Genomic DNA, 18,048 nt, shown 5'->3' with positions numbered 1-18,048 from the left:
TTACTGGATCACCACCTTGACGGTGCCGGTGAGGGCGATCTGGGCGAGGGAGAGGGGGACGAGGAGGGTCCAGGAGAGCTTCTGGAGCTGGTCCTCACGCAGTCGCGGGTAGGTCACGCGCAGCCAGATCACGAGGAAGGCGAGGATGGCCGTCTTCAGCAGGGTCCACACCCAGCCCAGGCCGTCCGCGCCCCAGGGCCCGTGCCAGCCGCCCAAGAAAAGGACCGTGGTCAGGCCGCACAGGACGACGATCCCGGCGTACTCGGCGAGGAGGAACAGGGCGAAGCGCAGGCCGGTGTACTCCGTGTAGGCGCCGAAGATGATCTCCGAGTCGGCGACCGGCATGTCGAACGGAGGGCGTTGCAGCTCGGCCAGCCCGGCGACGAAGAAGACGATCGCGCCGACGATCTGCCAGGGCAGCCACCACCACTCGAAGGCGTTCAGGATGCCGACGAGCGAGACCGTGCCGGCCGCCATGGCCACCGAGGCGGCGGTGAGCAGCATCGGGAGTTCGTACGCGAGGAGCTGGGCGGCGGTGCGCAGGCCGCCGAGGAGGGAGAACTTGTTGGCGGAGGACCACCCGGCCATGAGCGAGCCGAGGACGCCGACGCCCATCACGGCGAGCACGAAGAAGACGCCCGCGTCGACGACCTGGCCGACCGCGCCCTCGCCGGGGCCGATGGGGATGGCGAGGAGCACCAGGAGGTACGGCAGCAGGGCCACGGCGGGGGCGAGCTGGAAGACACGGCGGTCCGCGTCGGCGGGGACCACGTCCTCCTTCTGCGCGAACTTCACACCGTCCGCGACGAGCTGGGCCCAGCCGTGGAAGCCGCCGGCGTACATCGGGCCGAGGCGGCCCTGCATGTGGGCCATCACCTTGTGCTCGGTCTGGCCGACGATCAAGGGGAAGGTGAGGAAGACGACGAACACGATCAGGAGGCGCAGGGTGACGTCGAAGGCGTCGTTCACCGCGGGCCTCCTGTGGGGCTCTCGGGGTTTTCGCTCTCGGGGCTCTCGGGGCTCTCCGAGCTCTCGGGACTCTTCCGGTCCGACTCCCGGGGCTCGTCCGGGTCGACCGGCTCGTCAGGAGTCTGCGGCTCCCTGGAGGCGTCGCCCTCGGCGCGCTTGTCCGCCGGCTCGTCGAACGCCGGGCGGTCGTGATGCCACGGGGCGTCGGGGCTGCGGGGTGCGGAGGCGGGGGCCTCGCCGGACGACCCGGTCTTCTCCGGCTGTCCCGCGTCGGTGGCGGCCCGCTGGCTCGCCGAGCCCTGCGACGCGCTTCGGCTGCGTCGGGGCGCCGGAGCCACCGAAGACTCGTCGGCCGGCGACGTCTGATCGGCCATGGGCGTCTGGCTCGCCGAGCCCTCCGCCGCCGTACGGGAGCGACGCGGAGTGAACGACGCTTCGGTGCCGGTGCCGGTGCCCGTGTCGGTGCCGGTGCCGGTGCCGGGCGGCGATGCCTGACTGGCGGAGCCCTCGCCCGCCGTACGGGTCCGGCGGACCGGCCGGTCACCGGCCGCGCGAGCCGGGCGCTGTGTGGCCGCGCGTCCCGCGCCACGTGCCGGGCGGGCCGGGGCGGGCGGCAGCTGGCCCTTCTGCGGGCCCCACTCGTTGGGGTCGGGGACGCCAGGCGGCAGCATCTGGCGGCGACGGGGTCCGCCGTGGTCGGACTCGCCCGGTTCCTTGGCGCCGGGCCAGGCCTTGGCCACGCGGGCCGCGAGGACGAAGTCCTTCCGCAGCGGGTGGCCCTCGAAGCCCTCCGGCAGGAGCAGGTGGTCCAGCCCGGGATGGTCCGCGAACTCGACGCCGAACATCTCGTGGGTCTCGCGCTCGTGCCAGGCCGCGCCCGCGTACACCGCGACGGCGGTGGGCAGGGCCGGGGACTCGTGCGGGACCGTGGTGCGCAGCAGCAGCCGGCGTACTACGGGGCCGAGGGCGACGACGTGTGCCGCGACGCGGAACCCCGTGCCCGGCTCGTCGACCGCGCTCAGCCAGTCGAAGTACGTGCAGCCCAGCCGGTCACGCGCGGTCTCCAGGGCGGAGATCCAGGAGGTCGGCGGTACGTCGACGGTCAGGACGTCGTACGACTCCTCGGCCGTGGCTTCGGGGCCGAAGAGCTCCTCGGGGCCTGCGGGCAGCCAACCGACCGCCGTCATCGCGCACCCCCCGATGCCGATCCCGATCCCGATTCCGGTCCCGGTCCCGATTCCGGTCCCGGCGGTCGCACCAGTCCGCTCTGCAGCGCGGCCGTCGACGGCCGTCCCGACATGCCGTACCGCTCCCCCAGCGACTCCCGTGCGATCTTCTCCTGGAGCTTGAGGATCCCCTGGAGGAGCGCCTCGGGGCGCGGCGGGCAGCCGGGAACGTAGACGTCGACGGGAATGATCTGGTCGACGCCCTTCGTCACGGAGTAGGAGTCCCAGTACGGGCCGCCGCAGTTGGAGCAGGCGCCGAAGGAGATGACGTACTTGGGCTCGGGCATCTGCTCGTACAGGCGCTTGACGGCGGGCGCCATCTTGTCGGTCACCGTGCCCGAGACGACCATCAGGTCGGCCTGTCGGGGGCCCGGTGCGAAGGGGATGACGCCGAGCCGGATGAAGTCGTGGCGGGCCATCGACGCGGCGATGAACTCGATCGCGCAGCAGGCGAGACCGAAGTTGAAGACCCAGAGGGAGTACCGGCGGCCCCAGTTCAGGACGACCTTCATCGGCTCGGGGGCCAGGCGCGCGAGGGTGCCCAGCCGCTTCGGTTCGGGGAGCGGTACGGGCTCCGGGAGCGGTACGGGTCCGGAGGGGTTCACGTCCACGACAGGACGCCCTTCTTGTATGCGTAGAGCAGGCCCACGGCCAGGAAGCCCAGGAAGATGAACATCTCCACGAGGGTCGTCGCTCCATAACCAGGATCGGCGAAGACCGTCGCCCAGGGGAAGAGGAAGATCGAGTCGACCGCGAAAATGACGTAGAGGAACGCGTAGACGTAGTAGCGGACCTGGGTGTGTGCCCAGCCCTCGCCGACGGGGTCCACGCCGCACTCGTACGTCAGCAGCTTCTCGGGCGTCGGGATTACGGGCCGCAGCAGCCGCCCCGCTCCGAAGGCCACGGCGACGAAGAGCACGCCCACCGCGGCGAGCAGTGCGACGACCGAGTAGGACTGGAAGTAGTCCGCGGCGAGCCCGACGGTCGGTTCCGGCACGTGCGTCCCCTCGATCCCTGTCCTCAACGCCTGCTGCTCGACGATCTGTACGCACGGGAGTCTAGGGCCTGATAAAGAGACGGTAAGCAGCCCGTCGTACGTTGAGACGTGGGCCGGGGCCGAGGTGGGGTTTTCCTCAGTACATCCCGGCGGTCCACCTCATGGCGCGGTGCCGTGCCGCACGGCACGCTGATCCGTATGATCGAACACCTCGCGACTTCGCTCCCCGCCGGGACCGCCGGTGGGGCGGACGGCGACCGCCCGCCGCCGGCCCGTCTCGCCTTCGACCGGCACACCTGGAAAGAGATCGCCCACCTGCTGGCGAACTTCCCGGCGTCGCTGCTCGGCTTCGTCTATGTCTCGACGATGCTGTTCGTCGGGGTCGGGCTGACGGTCACGGTGATCGGGTTGCCGCTGCTGGCGGCCGGACTGCTCGGCGCGCGTCAGCTCGGCAAGCTGGAGCGGGCGCGGGCCCGGGCGCTGCTCGGAGTGCGGGTGGAGGAGCCCAGTCCGCTGCCGTTGCACGGCGGGGGCGGGTTCTTTCCCCAGTTGTGGATGGCGCTGAAGGACCCGGTGGGCTGGCGCGCGGTCCTGTACGACTTCATGCGGCTCCCCTGGGGCGTGGTCACCTTCGTCATCACGCTGACGTCGTTGTTCGTGCTGTGGCCGGTGCTGCCGTTCATCGCGCGGGGCCTGGCCAACGCCGACCGGGCGATGGTGCGCGCGCTGCTGTCCCCGTCCGACGAGCTGGAGCGGCGGATCGCCGAGCTGGAGTCGGACCGGGGGGTCGTGGTGGACACGGCCGCGGCGGACCTGCGGCGCATCGAGCGCGACCTGCACGACGGGGCGCAGGCCCGCCTGGTCAACCTGGCCATGGGGCTGGGTCTGGCCAAGGAGAAGCTCCTCGAGGATCCCGACGCGGCGGCGGCGATGGTCGACGAGGCGCACGGCGAGGTGAAGCTGGCCCTTCAGGAGTTGCGGGACCTGGCGCGGGGCATCCACCCTGCCGTCCTGACCGACCGCGGTCTGGACGCGGCGCTCTCCTCGGTCGCCTCCCGCTGCACCGTGCCGGTCAGGGTGGCCGTGGACCTGGCTGAGCGTCCGGCGCCGGCCATCGAGGGCATCGCGTACTTCACCGTCTCGGAGCTGCTCCAGAACGTCAGCAAGCACAGCGGGGCGCGATCCGCCTCCGTGGAGGTGTGGCGGTCGTCCGACCGTCTGCTCATACAGGTGGGGGACGACGGCCGGGGCGGCGCACGCCTCGACGCCGGTACGGGGATGAAGGGCCTCGCCGACAGGCTCTCCGCGGTCGACGGCCTCTTCGTCGTCGACTCGCCGGAGGGCGGCCCGACGGCGATCACGGCCGAGCTGCCGTGGCGCGACCGCACGGCGGCGGACGCGGCTACCGGCACGTCCGACGCCGGCCACGCGCGGCGCACGTCCGGGACGCGGTGACGGACGACACCGCGCCCCACACGCGGGGCACACGGGCGTGCGCTCCTCCCCGACCGAGGTCTCGGGGCCCGAGGTAGGGAAAACCCCCCTCTCCAGACGCCGACGGGCTCCATGGTCCGTTCAGGCGCGGGCGAGGAGGCTGGAGTTACGACAGCAGAGCCGTAGGACGAGGAGAAGGACGGCACCGATGGCCACGGAATACGGACAGGGTTACGGGTTCGGGAGCGGGCCCGGATTCCCCGGGGACACCGGGGCGCGCCGCCACCGGCTGCCGGCCGGGTTGCGGGCACCGTTCGAGGCTCGCAGCTGGCGGGAGTTCGGCTACGTGCTGGTGGGTCTGCCGGTCAGCATCCTGCTCTTCACCTACGCGGTCACGATGGTGTCGCTGGGAGCGGGCCTGCTGGTGACGTTCCTGGGTGTGCCGGTGCTGGCGGCGGCGCTCGCCGGGTGCCGGGGCTTCGGGGTGATGGAGCGGGCGCGGGCCCGGGCGCTGCTGGGGCTCGACGTGGCCGACCCGGAGCCGCTGCGGGTGCGCAAGCGCGGTGCGATGGGCTGGATGGGCGCCGTGCTCAAGAGCGGCACCTCCTGGCGGAGCCTGCTGTACGCGTTTCTGCAGTTCCCGTGGGCGGTGTTCTCGTTCGTGGTCGCCGTGAACTTCTGGGCGGTCGGGTGGGCGATGCTGACGTACCCGCTCTGGTTCTGGGTGTTCCCGATGTACGCGGGCCAGGACGGGCTCCAGCTCTACGGCGACGAGACGCACCGGATCTACCTGGACAACCCGTTCGAGATCGGCGTGACCGCGCTGGTCGGGCTGCTGTTCACGCTGGCGACGCCGTGGATCGTGCGGGCGCTGACGACGGTGGACCGGGTGATGGTCCACGGGCTGCTCGGACCGTCGCGACTGGCGACGCGGGTCGTGGAGCTGGAGTCGGACCGCGGGGTCGTGGTGGACACGGCCGCCGCCGACCTGCGGCGCATCGAGCGCGACCTGCACGACGGGGCACAGGCCCGCCTGGTCAACCTGGCCATGGATCTCGGCCTGGCGAAGGAGAAGCTGCAGGAGGATCCGCGGGCGGCGGCGATCATGGTGGAGGAGGCGCACGGCGAGGTGAAGACGGCCCTTCAGGAGCTGCGGGACCTGGCCCGGGGCATCCACCCCGCGGTACTCACCGACCGCGGTCTGGACGCGGCGCTCTCCTCGGTCGCCTCCCGCTGCACCGTGCCGGTGCGGGTGGAGGTCGACCTCACCGAGCGGCCGGCATCGGCGATCGAGGGCATCGCGTACTTCACGGTGTCGGAGCTGCTGCAGAACATCAGCAAGCACGCGCGGGCCACGGCGGCGGCCGTGGAGGTGTGGCGGGTGGAGGACCGGCTGCTGCTCCAGGTCGTGGACAACGGCGTCGGCGGGGCGGACGTGACGGCCGGCTCGGGACTCGCCGGACTGGCGGAGCGGCTCGACGCGGTGGACGGGATCCTGGTGGTGGACTCTCCGGCCGGGGGGCCGACGCGGGTGACCGCCGAGCTGCCGTGGCGGACCGAGCCGATATCAGGCTGAGGCGCGGCGGCGCCCCCCCCCAGGCTCTCCCCCACGCCACTCCGGGCGGCCGGGGGCTGGGGTGACCCGTTCGTCCCCGGGTCGAAATCCGGCCATCGTGAAGCCGAAGCCGGACTGTACGGCCGGGACTTGCCGTCCTCTTCCCGTCGCCCCGGGGCATCCGGCCTCCGATGCTGGAATGCTGGACCTGTCGTACGAACGGTTCGTGGACGCGGCGTGGGCCGCGGGGACCGTGAGGCGGACGGGCTGTGGGGGGCCGAAAAATCGTGGAGGACAGGGTGCGGGTGGTCATCGCCGAGGATTCAGTGCTGCTCCGGGAGGGGCTGACCCGGTTGCTGACCGACCGCGGGCACGAGGTCGTGGCCGGTGTCGGCGACGGTGAGGCACTGATCAAGACCATCACCGAGCTGGACGCGCAGGGCGAGCTGCCGGACGTCGTGGTCGCGGACGTGCGGATGCCTCCGACGCACACGGACGAGGGAGTGCGCGCGTCGGTGCGGCTGCGCAAGGCGCATCCGGGCCTCGGGGTGCTGGTGCTGTCGCAGTACGTGGAGGAGCGCTACGCCACGGAACTGCTGGCCGGTTCCAGCCGGGGCGTCGGTTATCTGCTCAAGGACCGGGTGGCCGATGTGCGGGAGTTCGTGGACGCCGTGGTGCGCGTGGCGGACGGGGGGACCGCGCTGGACCCGGAGGTGGTCGCGCAGTTGCTCGGGCGCAGCCGCAAGCAGGACGTGCTGGCGGGGCTGACCCCGCGGGAGCGGGAGGTGCTGGGGCTGATGGCCGAGGGCCGGACGAACTCGGCGATCGCCCGGCAGCTCGTCGTGAGCGACGGGGCGGTCGAGAAGCACGTCAGCAACATCTTCATGAAGCTGGGTCTGTCCCCGAGCGACGGTGATCACCGACGGGTGCTGGCCGTGCTCACGTACCTCAATTCGTGACTCCCGGTTCCTGCCCCCCAGGGGCCTCACACCGGGCCCGGCGGGCCTCTCATTCGTCCGGCTCATCCGGACGAATGAGAAACCGGAGCGCGGGCGGGGGACGTCCTCATCGGTGTCGAGGGGCGGGGTTTTCGCGGATTCACGGGGCTGTGGGCGATCTCGAAGTCGTGTCCATCATGCGAATCTCCACCGGAAGTCAGCATCCGCGGACGTAGGGTTGATCCCGGGACGGTCGTGGGAGACCTGTCCCCGGACAGCCGTCTCGAGGGAGGTCCAGTTCAGTGACCAGCCAGGTCAGCAGCCCAGCGGAGCAGGCCGACGGAACCGACGAGACCGTCGTGGGAGCGCAGCGCAAACCGGTCGGGGCGAAGGACGTCCGCCGGCTGGACCGGGTGATCATCAGGTTCGCCGGGGACTCGGGCGACGGGATGCAGCTCACCGGCGACCGTTTCACCTCGGAGACCGCGTCGTTCGGCAACGACCTGTCGACGCTGCCGAACTTCCCGGCCGAGATCCGGGCGCCCGCCGGCACCCTGCCCGGCGTCTCGTCCTTCCAGCTGCACTTCGCCGACCACGACATCCTCACCCCGGGCGACGCCCCCAACGTGCTGGTCGCGATGAACCCGGCCGCGCTGAAGGCGAACGTCGGCGACCTGCCGCGGGGCGCGGAGATCATCGTCAACACGGACGAGTTCACCCGGCGGACGATGCAGAAGGTCGGCTACGACACGTCGCCGCTGGAGGACGGTTCCCTCGACGGCTACCACCTGCATCCGGTGCCGCTGACGACGCTGACCGTCGAGGCCCTCAAGGATTTCGACCTCAGCCGCAAGGAGGCCGAGCGCAGCAAGAACATGTTCGCGCTCGGGCTGCTGAGCTGGATGTACCACCGGCCCACCGAGGGCACGGAGAAGTTCCTGAACACGAAGTTCGCGAAGAAGCCGGACATCGCCGCGGCCAACATCGCGGCGTACCGCGCGGGCTGGAACTTCGGGGAGACCACGGAGGACTTCGCGGTCTCCTACGAGGTGGCGCCGGCGGCGACGGCGTTCCCGCCGGGGGTGTACCGCAACATCTCCGGGAACCTCGCCCTGTCCTACGGTCTGATCGCGGCCTCCCGCCAGGCGGACCTGCCGCTCTTCCTGGGCTCGTACCCGATCACCCCGGCCTCGGACATCCTGCACGAGCTGAGCCGGCACAAGAACTTCGGGGTGCGGACCTTCCAGGCCGAGGACGAGATCGCGGGCATCGGCGCCGCGCTGGGCGCCGCGTTCGGCGGCTCACTGGCGGTGACCACCACCTCCGGTCCCGGCGTGGCGCTCAAGAGCGAGACGATCGGACTCGCGGTCTCCCTCGAACTGCCGCTGCTGGTCGTGGACATCCAGCGCGGCGGGCCGTCCACCGGTCTGCCGACCAAGACGGAGCAGGCCGACCTGTTGCAGGCGATGTACGGGCGCAACGGCGAGGCGCCGGTCCCGATCGTCGCACCGCGCACCCCGGCGGACTGCTTCAGTGCGGCGCTGGAGGCGGCCCGGATCGCGCTGGCGTACCGGACCCCGGTCTTCCTGCTGTCCGACGGCTACCTGGCCAACGGCAGCGAGCCCTGGCGGGTCCCGGAGCCGGACGAGCTGCCGGACCTGGCGGTCCAGTTCGCGCAGGGCCCCAACCACACGCTGGACGACGGCACCGAGGTCTTCTGGCCGTACCAACGCGATCCGCAGACCCTGGCCCGCCCCTGGGCCGTGCCGGGCACCCCCGGTCTGGAGCACCGGATCGGCGGCATCGAGAAGCAGGACGGTTCCGGGAACATCTCGTACGACCCGGCCAACCACGACTTCATGGTCCGCACCCGGCAGGCCAAGATCGACGGCATCGACGTCCCCGACCTGGCGGTCGACGACCCGGGCGGGGCGCGGACCCTGGTGCTGGGCTGGGGCTCGACGTACGGACCCATCACCGCGGCCGTGCGCCGGCTGCGCACGGCCGGGGTGCCGATCGCGCAGGCCCACCTCCGCCACCTCAACCCCTTCCCGCCCAACCTGGGCGAGGTGCTGAAGCGGTACGACAAGGTGGTGGTCCCCGAGATGAACCTCGGTCAGCTCGCCGCCCTCATCCGGGCGAAGTACCTGGTCGACGCCCAGTCGTACAACCAGGTCAACGGCATGCCGTTCAAGGCGGAGCAGCTCGCCGCGGTGCTGAAGGAGGCCATCGATGACTGACGCCAACGCGCTGCTCCACCTCGTCCCCAAGGCCGAGGGCAAGCAGTCCATGAAGGACTTCAAGTCCGACCAGGAAGTGCGCTGGTGCCCCGGCTGCGGCGACTACGCCATCCTCGCCGCCGTGCAGGGCTTCATGCCCCAGCTCGGCCTGGCGAAGGAGAACATCGTCTTCGTCTCCGGCATCGGCTGCTCCTCCCGGTTCCCGTACTACATGAACACGTACGGGATGCACTCCATCCACGGCCGCGCCCCTGCCATCGCGACCGGGCTCGCCGCCTCCCGCCGCGACCTGTCCGTCTGGGTCGTCACCGGTGACGGCGACGCGCTCTCCATCGGCGGCAACCACCTCATCCACGCGCTGCGTCGCAACGTCAACCTCAAGATCCTGCTGTTCAACAACCGGATCTACGGGCTGACCAAGGGCCAGTACTCCCCCACCTCCGAGGTCGGGAAGATCACCAAGTCGACCCCGATGGGGTCGCTGGACGCGCCCTTCAACCCGGTCTCGCTGGCGATCGGCGCGGAGGCGTCCTTCGTCGCCCGGACCGTCGACTCGGACCGCAAGCACCTCACCGAGGTGCTGCGCCAGGCGGCCGAGCACCCGGGCACGGCGCTGATCGAGATCTACCAGAACTGCAACATCTTCAACGACGGCGCGTTCGACGCCCTCAAGGACCGGGAGCGGGCCGAGGAGGCGGTGATCCGGCTGGAGCACGGGCAGCCGATCCGTTTCGGCACCGACGACGCAAAGGGCGTGGTGCGCGATCCGGGGACCGGCGACCTGAAGGTCGTCACCGTCACCGCGGACAACGAGGCGGACGTCCTGGTCCACGACGCCCACGCCACCTCGCCGACCACGGCCTTCGCCCTCTCCCGGCTGGCCGACCCGGACACCCTGCACCACACGCCCATCGGTGTGCTGCGCTCGGTGGAGCGACCGGTCTACGACACGCTCATGTCCGACCAGCTCGACGCCGCCATCGAGCGGGACGGCAAGGGCGACCTCGCGGCGCTGCTCGCGGGCAACGACACCTGGACGGTCGTCGGCTGAGAGCGACCACTGGCGAGTACCGACGAGAACCGAGGGGCCCGGGCGGAGAACGCCCGGGCCCTGACGCTTACCCAAACGTAAGTACCTTACTTCAAGGTGGGCACTGTCCAGAAGTTAGCGCAGCTCCTATGGTTGGTGGCATCGCACCCCACAAGGAGTACTGAACCCATGAGCATCGTCGTCACCGGAGCCACCGGACACCTCGGCCGCCACGTCGTGCGGCAGCTACTGGAGAAGGTGCCGGCCGACCAGCTCACCGCGGTCGTCCGGGACCGCGACAAGGCCGCAGACCTCGCCGCCGCCGGCGTACGGCTCGCGGTCGCCGACTACAACGCGCCGGAAACCTTCGACGGCCTGTTCGCACCCGGCGACCGAGTGCTGCTGATCTCCGGCAACGAGTTCGACAAGGGCCGCGTCCAACAGCACACGGTGGTGATCGACGCGGCGAAGAAGGCCGGCGTCGCCCTGCTCGCCTACACCAGCGCGCCCAGCAGCCTCAAGGCCGCGCTCGCGGACGACCACCGCGCCACCGAGGACGTCCTCGTCGGCTCGGGCGTGCCCTACGTGCTACTGCGCAACGGCTGGTACCACGAGAACTACACCGAGCAGCTCGCCCCGGTCCTGGAGCACGGCGCCGTCGTGCAGGCGGCCGGCGAGGGCCGGATCTCCTCCGCCTCCCGCGCCGACTACGCGGCCGCCGCCGTCGCCGTACTGACCGGCGAGGGCCACGAGAACAAGGCGTACGAGCTGGGCGGCGACGAGGCGTGGGGCTACGCCGAGTACGCCGCCGAGCTGAGCCGGCAGACCGGGAAGGAGATCGCCTACACCCCCGTCTCCGCCGAGACCTACACCGGCATCCTGACCGGCGCCGGACTGCCCGCGCCGCTGGCCGCCATCCTCGCGGGGGTGGAGGACTCGATCGAGAAGGGCGAGCTGATCGTCACCAGCGGCGACCTGTCCCGGCTGACCGGCCGCCCCACCACGCCGCTCGCCGAGGCGGTCTCCGCCGCGGTCAGGAGCTGACGCCCGCGCGGGCCCGCCCCCACCGCTGACACCCGCGCGGGTCCGCCCCGCCTCCTCCCGGCACACACCCCGCCTGTCATGACCGTATGGCGATACGGGCATGACAGGCGGCCGGGTGCGGCGCTACCTTTCGTCGTGGCATGCGTCCGTCCCGGCATGCCGTGTGCGAAAAGGAGGTGCCCGTGGCCGGGTCGTCCAGGAGTGAGCAGCGCATAGGTCTGCTGAACGGCTTCGCGGCTTACGGGCTGTGGGGGCTCGTCCCGCTGTTCTGGCCGTTGCTCAAGCCCGCCGGGGCCGGGGAGATCCTCGCCCACCGCATGGCGTGGTCCCTCGTCTTCGTCGCCGTCGCGCTGTTCTTCGTACGGCGCTGGGCCTGGGCCGGTGAGCTGCTGCGGCAGCCGCGCAGGCTCGGCCTGGTCACCGTGGCCGCCGCGGTCATCACCGTCAACTGGGGCGTGTACATCTGGGCCGTGAACAGCGGCCACGTCGTCGAGGCCTCGCTCGGGTACTTCATCAACCCGCTGGTCACCATCGCGATGGGCGTGCTGCTGCTCAAGGAGCGGCTGCGGCCGGCGCAGTGGGCGGCGGTCGGCACCGGCTTCGCCGCCGTCCTGGTCCTCGCCGTCGGCTACGGACAGCCGCCGTGGATCTCCCTCTGCCTCGCCTTCTCCTTCGCCACGTACGGCCTGGTGAAGAAGAAGGTCAACCTCGGGGGCGTGGAGTCGCTGGCCGCCGAGACGGCGATCCAGTTCCTGCCCGCGCTCGGCTATCTGGTGTGGCTGTCGACGCAGGGCGGATCGACCTTCACCACCGAGGGCGTCGGGCACTCGGCGCTGCTGGCCGCGACCGGCCTGGTCACCGCGATCCCGCTGGTCTGCTTCGGCGCGGCCGCGATCCGCGTGCCGCTGTCCACGCTGGGGCTGCTGCAGTACCTGGCGCCGGTCTTCCAGTTCGCCCTCGGGGTCCTCTACTTCCACGAGGCCATGCCTCCCGAGCGCTGGGCCGGTTTCGCCCTGGTCTGGCTGGCCCTGACGCTGCTCACCTGGGACGCGCTGCGCACGGCCCGCCGGACCGCGCGGGCGCTCAGGGAGCAGCTGGACCGGACGGGCGCGGGCATGCCGCCGGTCAAGGAGAGCGAAGCGGCGCGGGACTCCGGCGATTCCGTTGCCCGCTCGGTCACGTGACCCATATGACTGGTCCATGACCTCGACACCACGACCCGCTCCCCTGCATTTCAAGATCGTCATCGACGCCGCCGCCCCGCACGCGCAGGCGGACTTCTGGGCCGCCGCCCTGCACTACGAGGTGGAGGACAACAGCGCGCTCATCGGGAGACTGCTGGGCCTCGGGGCCGTACCGGAGGAGCTGACCCTGGAGTCCCACGGGCGCCGCGCATGGCGGGACCTGGTGGCCGTACGGCACCCCGACGACCCCTACGACGAGGAGAGCGGGACGGGGCTGGGGCGGCGGCTGCTGTTCCAGCGCGTACCGGAGGCGAAGACCGGCAAGAACCGCGTCCACCTCGACGTGCACTCCCGGGAAGGGGAACGCGGGGCGGAGGTCGGCCGGCTGGAGGCGCTGGGGGCGAGCGTGCTGCGGCGGGTGAGGGAGCAGGGCGGGGAGTGGGTGGTGATGGCGGACCCCGAGGGGAACGAGTTCTGCGTTCACTAGGGATCGTCCGTGCCGCTCGGGTTGCCCGGGCCGTCCTGCCGTCCGCGCCGTCCCACAAGGGGCCGCCCACTGGCGGGGTGCAGCTTCCGATATCCGCGATGTCATGGCCGAATAGCGGTCTTGACGGGCGGTCAGTCCCGGCCACACCATCCAGGCACCCCATTCACTGTGGAGTTCCCTCCCCAGGGACTCCCTAGGAATCCGGAGCCCCCCACATGAAGCTCCCCTACCCGAAGCTCCCCCTGTCCGGACGTGCGCTGACGGCCGGTGCCGTCGCCGTCGTCACACTGGCGGCCGGCGGTGCCGTGACCGGCGTGGCCTCCGCCACCGAGCGGTCCGGCCCCGCCCAGGGTCCGGCGGCCGTCGCCGCCGCACCCGACCTGCCGATAGCCAACGTCAAGGCCCACCTCGCCCAGTTCCAGTCGATAGCCGCGGCGAACGGCGGCAACCGCGCCCACGGCCGCCCCGGCTACAAGGCCTCGCTCGACTACGTGAAGGCCAAGCTGGACGCCGCCGGATTCACCACCAGCATCCAGCAGTTCACCTCCTCCGGCCGCACCGGGTACAACCTGATAGCCGACTGGCCCGGCGGTGACGCGAATGAGGTTGTCATGGCCGGGTCACACCTGGACAGCGTCGCCTCCGGTCCCGGCATCAACGACAACGCCTCCGGCTCCGCGGCCGTCCTGGAGACCGCGCTCACCGTGGCCCGGTCCGGCTACCAGCCCGCCAAACACCTGCGCTTCGCCTGGTGGGGAGCGGAGGAGCTGGGACTGGTCGGGTCCCGCTACTACGTCAACCGTCTCTCCTCCGCCGACCGCGCGAAGATCAGCGGCTACCTGAACTTCGACATGATCGGCTCGCCCAACCCCGGCTACTTCGTCTACGACGACGACCCCACCATCGAGCAGACCTTCAAGGACTACTTCGCGGGGATCGGCGTCTCCACCGAGATCGAGACCGAGGGCGACGGCCGCTCCGACCACGCGCCCTTCAAGAACGTGGGCGTCCCCGTCGGCGGCCTCTTCAGCGGCGCCGACTACCGCAAGACGTCCGCCCAGGCGGCCAAGTGGGGCGGCACCGCGGGCCAGCCCTTCGACCGCTGCTACCACTCGTCCTGCGACACGACCGCCAACATCAACGACACGGCCCTGAACCGCAACGGCGACGCCATCGCGTACGCGATCTGGGAACTGTCGCAGTAGGACGGCCCTCCTGGGCGGGGCAGCCCGGTCAGCCGGCCTGGGCCCGGGCTCGGTCGGCGAGGCGGCCCATGCGGGTGCGGGCGGACTCCAGTTGCTCGGCGTCCTCGGCGGCCGGGCCCTCCTCGGCGGCGAGTTCGTCCCACAGGCGGACCAGGTCCTGCCCCAGCTCCATGCCCCGTTCGGGGTCGCGTACGGCACGCCAGGCGGTGGCCGCGCTCTGGACGTTGCCGTACGCGGCCTCGGCGTCGCCCGCGCGGCGGTGTATCCGGGCCAGGTCCAGGGAGAGGCGGAAGGCACGGTCGGGATCGCCGGACAAGTAGGCGATGTACGCCGTGAGTTCACGGAGCCGGAGTACCTCGGGGTGCTCCGGCCCCAGCGTCTGCGAGGCCTCCGCCACGGCCTGCTCCGCCAGCAGCGCCGCGTCCTGCGTACGCCCCTCCTTGACGGCCTCGTTGACCCGCGCGGTCGGCTGCGCGAGCAGCGCGGGGGCGGTCGAGTCACCGGGCGCGGTGAGCGGCCCGTCCCCGAGTACGGCCTCGGCCACGGCGTCGAACCCGCGGGCGGGGGTCGGCTTGGGGTCGGGGTCGAAGAACGGGCCCGGGTCGGCGAGCGGCTTGGCAACGGCGATCGGCTCGGTCTGGGCGAGCGGCTTGGCAACGGCGATCGGCTCGGTCCCGGCGAGCGGCTGTGCGTCAGCGGCCGGCTGTGCGTCAGCGAGCGGCTGCACGTCAGCGACCGGCTCGTGCCCGGCGAACGGGCGGGGGCCGCCGGCGGGGCGGGCCGCGGGCTCGGACACGTACGGCTCGCTCACGGGCACGCCACTCGCGGGCGCCTCGGCCTCCGACGCGGCCCCGGGCACCGGCGCAGCCCCCGACGGCACACCCCCCGACGCGTACCCGGCGCCGGCGAACGGCCCCGCGGCCTCCGACGGAGCCGCCCCCTTCGCGCCCCCGGCACCCTCCATCCGCGGCGGCGGCCCGAACTCCCCCGTCGGCGGCGCCACCGTGCCCGGCGCCGTACCGCCGGAGGATCCCGGCAGCGGACCGAAGGTGAACGTCGGCGGGGAGTCGCCGGACGGCGTCCGTTCGGCTTCGGGCACCGCCGGGAGCGGGAACGTCGGGGCGCTGTCCCGTACGGCCTCCAGCGACCGGAGGACGTGTGTGGGCCGGTCCCACCCGGCCGCCGCCTGCTCCTCCTCCTCGGGGGCCGTCGGCACCGGGTCGGCGGCGAGGTGGCTGGAGCCGTCCGGGTCGACGCGGAGCGGGACGGAGTAGCCGATGCGCCGGTCGTGGATCGTGGCGAGGACGGGGTGGCCGACGGCCAGGGCGAGGCGGTGGAGGCGGTTCAGGACGGCGTTCTGGATCTCCTCGCCGGGCGCCGCGACGACCGTCGCACCGTCGAGCGTGGCGGTCCGCGCGCCGGAACCGGCCTCCGGCACGCGCACGTCGACCGGCGTCGCCGCGGAGTCCGGCGGGCGCTGGGCGCGCTCGTGTTCCCGCTGCTCGTCGCGACCGAGTCGAGACATCGTTCCCCCACTCATCGGCGGCTTCCGTCGGCGGTCCCGTGTTCCCTGCCGTCCAGAGCCTGTCATGCCAGTCCTGCACCTGCTGTCGAGTCTCTCCGCTCGCTCGCGATTCTCACGTCACCGGGGTGTCACAGGCTCGTTCCAGGAGGTCACGCGCGTATCGGCGGGTCGGTGCCGGGCCGGTGGGCGGGGTGCGTGAGCCGAGGGGCGAGCGGGCAGGCGGTCAGGCATGCGACAGGGACCGGAGATATGGATCCGCGGGCCGGTGACGGCGCCCGAGCCGCCCGACCGGGGGCCGACCGCCCCCGAAGTGCCGCTCACCCCCGCCCCCGCCGAAGCGCCGGGCTTCTCCTGGATCGGCGTCCACGGCGGTGCCGGGGTGACGACGCTCGCCGGAGTGTTCGGCGGGCAGGACTGCGGGCGGGGCTGGCCCGGCCCCGGCGACCCGTCGTCGGTGCTGCTGGTGGCCCGCACGCACGCGGCCGGTCTCACGGCCGTCGGCCGGGCCGTGGAGGAGTTCCGGCTCGGACGGGTGCCGGCGGGGGTCGGGCTCGACTCCGTCGTCCTCGTCGCGGACGCGCCCGGGCGGCTTCCCCGGCCGCTCGCCCAGCGGGTGCGGCTGCTCGAGTCGGCCGTGGACGTGCACCGCGTCCCGTGGGTGCCCTCCTGGCGCCTGGACGGGACGCCGGAGGGCCCGCCCCGGGGGACGGAGTCGCTGGTCCGCCGCACGCGGCTGGTGCGCTGAGCCCGGCCGCTCCCCCCGAATGGCGATAGATAGATGCGTACGCATGGACAAGTGAATGCGTACGCATATAATGCATGTGCTGGTATCCACTCATCGCCGATCACTCCGGGGGACACCATGACGCGCCGTTTTCTCTTCCTGCTGGGCAGCAGCCGCCCCGACGGCAACACCGAGCTGCTCGCCCGCCGGGCCGCCGAACAGCTCCCCGCGGACGTCGAGCAGCGCTGGATCGACCTGGCCCGGCACCCGTTGCCCGAGTTCGAGGACCTGCGGCACGACAGCGACCACACGCGCCCCACCGAGGGCAACGCCGGTCTGCTGCTCGACGCCACGCTCGCCGCGACCGACCTCGTGATCGCGTCGCCGCTGTACTGGTACTCGGTGTCCACGCCGGTCAAGCGCTACCTCGACCACTGGTCGGGCTGGCTGCGCACGCCCGGCCTCGACCTCAAGGCGACCCTGGCCGGCCGCACCCTGTGGGGGGTCACCGCGCTGGCGCACCAGGAGCAGGAGGTCGCCGATCCGCTGGTCGGCACGCTCAGCAACTCCGCGGCCTACATGGGCATGCGCTTCGGCGGAGTACTGCTCGGCAACGGCAGCCGGCCCGGTGACGTGCTGCGGGACACGGACGCGCTGTCGCGCGCCAAGACGTTCTTCGCGCGGGAGGCGCCGCTCGCCCGGTTCCCGTACGAGGAGCCGGTGGCCGTGCCTACGCCGTGATGTCCTTCGACGTGAACCGCGCCCACGCCGCCGAGCCGAAGACCGCCGCGTAGAGGGCCTGGAGGCCCAGGTTCTTCAGCAGGTCGTCCCAGTAGACCGGTTCGCGCATCAGGTCGGCGAAGGACAGCCAGTAGTGCGAGAAGAAGTACGGCTGGAGCGCGTGCAGCTGGGGGATCTGGTCGAGGATCTGGACCGTGATCAGCAGCCCGACGGTGGTCGCCATCGCCGCGATGCCGCTGCCCGTCAGCGTCGAGACGAACAGGCCGAGGGCCGCGACACCGACCAGTGAGGCGGCCACCACCAGGGCGATCAGCAGGGCGCGCCCCAGGCCCTCGGCGTAGCCGATCCGGGTGCCGGAGATCGTGACCAGGTCGCCCAGCGGGAAGAGCAGCGCCCCGACCGCGAGCGCCGAGACCGCGACCACCAGGGTGGCGGCGAGGCAGAAGGCGATCACCGTCGCGTACTTGGTCAGCAGCAGCCGGGTACGCCCGGCCGGGGCGACCAGGAGGTACCGCAGCGTGCCCGCACTGGACTCGCCGGCGATCGCGTCGCCCGCGACGACGCCGACGGCCATCGGCAGGAAGAACGGCAGGGTCGCGGCGAGCGCGGTGAAGACCAGGAACAGGGCCTGCCCACGGGCGCCGCGGGCGGCGGCGACCTCGGCGGCTTCCTCGGCTCCCTCGGCGACCAGGTCAAGGGCGACTTCGGCTCGGGCACGGTCTTCAAGACCCGCCTGGTCAACGCCCTGA

General features: G+C 71.9%; 17 protein-coding genes. 11 read left to right on the top strand and 6 right to left on the bottom strand.

Features of this window, described 5'->3' with window-relative positions:
- The 4 genes from DMH12_RS22275 to DMH12_RS22260 are packed head-to-tail and all read right to left on the bottom strand — an operon-like array spanning position 1 to position 3,192.
- Entirely contained in the window at positions 1-969 is a 969-nt protein-coding gene (locus DMH12_RS22275) for a complex I subunit 1 family protein (protein ID WP_125493264.1), read from the bottom strand.
- Entirely contained in the window at positions 966-2,156 is a 1,191-nt protein-coding gene (locus DMH12_RS22270; RefSeq protein ID WP_125493263.1) for an NADH-quinone oxidoreductase subunit C, read from the bottom strand. Before DMH12_RS22270 ends, DMH12_RS22275 begins: the two co-directional genes overlap by 4 nt.
- The gene (locus DMH12_RS22265) at positions 2,153-2,806 is read right to left on the bottom strand and encodes an NADH-quinone oxidoreductase subunit B (protein ID WP_185832469.1); all 654 of its coding nucleotides are present in this window, start codon (positions 2,804-2,806) and stop codon (positions 2,153-2,155) included. Before DMH12_RS22265 ends, DMH12_RS22270 begins: the two co-directional genes overlap by 4 nt.
- Positions 2,797-3,192 carry an NADH-quinone oxidoreductase subunit A gene (locus DMH12_RS22260; RefSeq protein ID WP_185832468.1) on the bottom strand — a complete coding sequence of 132 codons (396 nt, stop codon included), beginning with the start codon at positions 3,190-3,192 and terminating at the stop codon, positions 2,797-2,799. Before DMH12_RS22260 ends, DMH12_RS22265 begins: the two co-directional genes overlap by 10 nt.
- Before the next feature lie 198 nt (positions 3,193-3,390).
- Between DMH12_RS22260 and DMH12_RS22255 the strand changes: the two genes are divergently transcribed.
- The 9 genes from DMH12_RS22255 to DMH12_RS22215 all read left to right on the top strand — a co-directional run bounded on the left by DMH12_RS22255 (position 3,391) and on the right by DMH12_RS22215 (position 14,309).
- Positions 3,391-4,647 carry a sensor histidine kinase gene (locus DMH12_RS22255; RefSeq protein ID WP_125493261.1) on the top strand — a complete coding sequence of 419 codons (1,257 nt, stop codon included), beginning with the start codon at positions 3,391-3,393 and terminating at the stop codon, positions 4,645-4,647.
- 187 nt (positions 4,648-4,834) lie between these two features.
- Positions 4,835-6,202: a sensor histidine kinase gene (locus DMH12_RS22250; protein ID WP_125493260.1), complete on the top strand. Its 1,368-nt coding sequence runs from the start codon at positions 4,835-4,837 to the stop codon at positions 6,200-6,202.
- Positions 6,203-6,468: 266 nt separating this feature from the next.
- On the top strand, positions 6,469-7,140 hold the full coding sequence (locus DMH12_RS22245) for a response regulator transcription factor (RefSeq protein WP_125493259.1): 672 nt from the start codon (positions 6,469-6,471) through the stop codon (positions 7,138-7,140).
- Between the two features lie 281 nt (positions 7,141-7,421).
- Complete coding sequence (locus DMH12_RS22240; protein WP_125493258.1) at positions 7,422-9,359, top strand: 2-oxoacid:acceptor oxidoreductase subunit alpha; 1,938 nt, start codon at positions 7,422-7,424, stop codon at positions 9,357-9,359.
- Positions 9,352-10,410, top strand: coding sequence for a 2-oxoacid:ferredoxin oxidoreductase subunit beta (locus tag DMH12_RS22235; RefSeq protein ID WP_125493257.1), 1,059 nt, complete (start codon positions 9,352-9,354; stop codon positions 10,408-10,410). Before DMH12_RS22240 ends, DMH12_RS22235 begins: the two co-directional genes overlap by 8 nt.
- Positions 10,411-10,578: 168 nt before the next feature.
- Positions 10,579-11,433 carry an SDR family oxidoreductase gene (locus DMH12_RS22230; RefSeq protein ID WP_125493256.1) on the top strand — a complete coding sequence of 285 codons (855 nt, stop codon included), beginning with the start codon at positions 10,579-10,581 and terminating at the stop codon, positions 11,431-11,433.
- 182 nt (positions 11,434-11,615) lie between these two features.
- Positions 11,616-12,617 carry an EamA family transporter RarD gene (gene rarD, locus DMH12_RS22225; RefSeq protein WP_125493255.1) on the top strand — a complete coding sequence of 334 codons (1,002 nt, stop codon included), beginning with the start codon at positions 11,616-11,618 and terminating at the stop codon, positions 12,615-12,617.
- A 16-nt stretch (positions 12,618-12,633) separates the two neighbouring features.
- Positions 12,634-13,104 (top strand): VOC family protein, encoded by a 471-nt coding sequence (locus DMH12_RS22220; RefSeq protein ID WP_125493254.1) that lies wholly within the window; start codon positions 12,634-12,636, stop codon positions 13,102-13,104.
- 215 nt (positions 13,105-13,319) lie between these two features.
- The gene (locus DMH12_RS22215) at positions 13,320-14,309 is read left to right on the top strand and encodes a M28 family metallopeptidase (RefSeq protein ID WP_125493253.1); all 990 of its coding nucleotides are present in this window, start codon (positions 13,320-13,322) and stop codon (positions 14,307-14,309) included.
- 28 nt (positions 14,310-14,337) lie between these two features.
- On the opposite strand, the gene DMH12_RS22210 is transcribed toward DMH12_RS22215, so the two are convergent.
- On the bottom strand, positions 14,338-15,834 hold the full coding sequence (locus tag DMH12_RS22210) for a tetratricopeptide repeat protein (protein ID WP_125493252.1): 1,497 nt from the start codon (positions 15,832-15,834) through the stop codon (positions 14,338-14,340).
- Positions 15,835-16,063: 229 nt separating this feature from the next.
- On the opposite strand from DMH12_RS22210, the gene DMH12_RS22205 reads away from it, so the two are divergent.
- Both DMH12_RS22205 and DMH12_RS22200 read left to right on the top strand, forming a co-directional pair.
- Positions 16,064-16,579: a DUF6668 family protein gene (locus DMH12_RS22205; RefSeq protein WP_125493251.1), complete on the top strand. Its 516-nt coding sequence runs from the start codon at positions 16,064-16,066 to the stop codon at positions 16,577-16,579.
- A 117-nt stretch (positions 16,580-16,696) separates the two neighbouring features.
- Complete coding sequence (locus tag DMH12_RS22200) at positions 16,697-17,299, top strand: flavodoxin family protein (protein ID WP_125493250.1); 603 nt, start codon at positions 16,697-16,699, stop codon at positions 17,297-17,299.
- Here the strand turns inward: DMH12_RS22200 and DMH12_RS22195 are convergent.
- The coding region (locus DMH12_RS22195; protein ID WP_260474277.1) for an ABC transporter permease at positions 17,289-18,048 on the bottom strand (760 nt) is incomplete at its 5' end. The two genes, DMH12_RS22200 and DMH12_RS22195, sit on opposite strands and share 11 nt — an antisense overlap.

The organism is Streptomyces sp. WAC 04229 (genome assembly GCF_003947455.1).
In the GTDB taxonomy this organism is placed as follows: Bacteria; Actinomycetota; Actinomycetes; order Streptomycetales; family Streptomycetaceae; genus Streptomyces.
The sequence above is the reverse complement of the archived record's forward strand: the minus strand, read 5'-3'. Positions and strand labels throughout refer to the sequence as shown.

Excerpts from the sequence above, each read along its gene's own strand:
- DMH12_RS22270 (WP_125493263.1), bottom strand. The coding sequence starts at position 2,156 with ATGACGGCGGTCGGTTGGCTGCCCGCAGGCCCCGAGGAGCTCTTCGGC.
- DMH12_RS22255 (WP_125493261.1), top strand. The coding sequence starts at position 3,391 with ATGATCGAACACCTCGCGACTTCGCTCCCCGCCGGGACCGCCGGTGGG.
- DMH12_RS22250 (WP_125493260.1), top strand. The coding sequence starts at position 4,835 with ATGGCCACGGAATACGGACAGGGTTACGGGTTCGGGAGCGGGCCCGGA.
- DMH12_RS22235 (WP_125493257.1), top strand. The coding sequence starts at position 9,352 with ATGACTGACGCCAACGCGCTGCTCCACCTCGTCCCCAAGGCCGAGGGC.
- DMH12_RS22230 (WP_125493256.1), top strand. The coding sequence starts at position 10,579 with ATGAGCATCGTCGTCACCGGAGCCACCGGACACCTCGGCCGCCACGTC.
- DMH12_RS22220 (WP_125493254.1), top strand. The coding sequence starts at position 12,634 with ATGACCTCGACACCACGACCCGCTCCCCTGCATTTCAAGATCGTCATC.
- DMH12_RS22215 (WP_125493253.1), top strand. The coding sequence starts at position 13,320 with ATGAAGCTCCCCTACCCGAAGCTCCCCCTGTCCGGACGTGCGCTGACG.
- DMH12_RS22210 (WP_125493252.1), bottom strand. The coding sequence starts at position 15,834 with ATGTCTCGACTCGGTCGCGACGAGCAGCGGGAACACGAGCGCGCCCAG.
- DMH12_RS22205 (WP_125493251.1), top strand. The coding sequence starts at position 16,064 with ATGCGACAGGGACCGGAGATATGGATCCGCGGGCCGGTGACGGCGCCC.
- DMH12_RS22200 (WP_125493250.1), top strand. The coding sequence starts at position 16,697 with ATGACGCGCCGTTTTCTCTTCCTGCTGGGCAGCAGCCGCCCCGACGGC.